This window comes from Phenylobacterium sp., assembly GCF_016793225.1.
Classification (GTDB): Bacteria; Pseudomonadota; Alphaproteobacteria; order Caulobacterales; family Caulobacteraceae; genus Phenylobacterium.
In genome coordinates this window covers 1-1,819 of the sequence record NZ_JAEUMN010000163.1, presented here as the reverse complement: position 1 = coordinate 1,819, position 1,819 = coordinate 1, and the positions used below count along the sequence as shown (strand labels likewise).

Here is a 1,819-nt window from a genome sequence, read left to right as displayed (position 1 = left end):
AACCGGAGCGCCCTTTCTCTTTGTCCTTTCATCGCTCGGAGGCCGCCATGGCCCACACAGTCTTCATCGATGGCGAAGCCGGCACGACGGGGCTGCAGATCCGCGAGCGCCTGGCGCGGCATGACGGCGTCGAGGTGGTCTCGATCGATCCCGCCCGGCGCAAGGACGCCGACGCGCGCGCCGAGCTGCTGAACGGCGTCGACGCCGTGGTGCTGTGCCTGCCGGACGACGCGGCGCGCGAGGCCGTGGGCATGATCCGCTCGAACACGGTCAAGGTGGTGGACGCCTCGACCGCGTACAGGGTGGCGCCGGACTGGGCGTACGGCTTCGCCGAGATGGACCGGGGGCAGCGGGACGCGATCCGGCGCTCGACGCGGGTGTCGAACCCGGGCTGTTATCCGACCGGCTTCATTGGGCTGGTGAAGCCGCTGGTGGCGGCGGGCCTCGTTCCGGCGGACTTCCCGCTGACCGTGAACGCCGTCTCCGGGTACTCGGGCGGCGGCAAGGGGCTGATCGGCGAGTTCGAGGACCGGCCCGCGCCGGCGGGCACGAACGACGCCTTCCGGGCGTACGGCTATTCGCTGGCGCACAAGCACCTGCCGGAGATGCGGACGCACACGGGCCTGGCGCACGCGCCGGTCTTCGCGCCCTCGGTGGGGCGCTATGCGCAGGGCATGCTGGTGGAGGTCCCGCTGCAGCTCTGGGCGCTGCCGGGCAAGCCGGCGCCGGCCGACCTGCGCCGCGCGCTGGCGGCGGCCTACGCCGGCGAGACCTTCGTCGAGGTGGCGAGCGAAGCCGAGTGCGCCGAGCTGGCGAAGACGCGGGCAGGGGCGGCGGGCTATGTGGCCGCGCTGGACCCCCAGGCGCTGAACGGCACCAACCGCATGAAGCTGTTCGTCTTCGGCAGCGCCGACGGGTCGCAGGCGCGGCTGGTGGCGATCCTCGACAACCTGGGCAAGGGGGCGTCGGGCGCGGCGGTGCAGAACCTGAACCTGATGCTGGGCCTGCCGGAGGCCGCCGGGCTGTGATCCTGCGGCCGGCGACGCCCGCCGACGCGCCGGCCCTGGGCAGGATCCACATCCTGGCGATGCGGACGCTGACCTTCCTGCCGCAGCTGCACACCGTCGAGGAGGCGCAGGGCTGGATGGCGCAGACGGTCCTGCCGGCGCATGCGGTGACCGTGGCCGAGCTGGACGGCCAGGCCGTGGGCTACGTCGCCTGCTCCGAAGGCTGGATCGACCAGCTGTACGTGCATCCCGAGCATCACGGGCGCGGGATCGGCGCGGCCCTGCTGGCGGCCGTCCTGGCCGACGACCGGCCGCGACAGCTCTGGACCTTCCAGCAGAACGCCCGGGCGCGCGCGTTCTACGAGGCGCGGGGCTTCCGGGCGGTGGAATTCACGGACGGGGCGGGGAACGAGGAGAAGACACCGGACGTGCGCTACGTCCGGGAGGCGTGACGCGCGCAAAGGTGTGGGGGCGTGAGGGGCGGGGGAGCCGTCCCTCTGACCGCGGAGGGCGCGGAGGCCTCTGCGCTCTGCGTTCTTTTCTGCGTCCTCCGTGGTTCAGTGGGGCGCCTGCGGCGGCCCGGGGGGCGGCGGCCTGCGCCTTATCCGGAGAGGCGGAGTCTGTGGGTCCCGGTGTTCCGCTGCGCGAAAACCGGGATGACAAGGAGATGGGGGAACGTGCGGTTATGGGGTTCATGCGCTGAGCGGACTTGAAACTGGGGCCGTGAGGCGCACGTATTCGGGTCATGCACACCGACCGCCGACATTTCCTGGCCGCCGCCTCCGCCGTCGCGCTGGCCGCGCCGCTCGCCG

At 72.5% G+C, this 1,819-nt stretch carries 2 protein-coding genes; both read left to right on the top strand.

The window, feature by feature from the left end:
• Positions 1–47: 47 nt before the first annotated feature.
• Positions 48–1,028 (top strand): N-acetyl-gamma-glutamyl-phosphate reductase, encoded by a 981-nt coding sequence (argC, locus tag JNK30_RS19565; RefSeq protein WP_293484869.1) that lies wholly within the window; start codon positions 48–50, stop codon positions 1,026–1,028.
• The gene (locus JNK30_RS19560; RefSeq protein ID WP_293484867.1) at positions 1,025–1,459 is read left to right on the top strand and encodes a GNAT family N-acetyltransferase; all 435 of its coding nucleotides are present in this window, start codon (positions 1,025–1,027) and stop codon (positions 1,457–1,459) included. Before argC ends, JNK30_RS19560 begins: the two co-directional genes overlap by 4 nt.
• The last annotated feature ends 360 nt before the right edge of the window (positions 1,460–1,819 follow it).

Coding starts and splice junctions, on each gene's coding strand:
- argC (WP_293484869.1), top strand. CDS start 48: ATGGCCCACACAGTCTTCATCGATGGCGAAGCCGGCACGACGGGGCTG.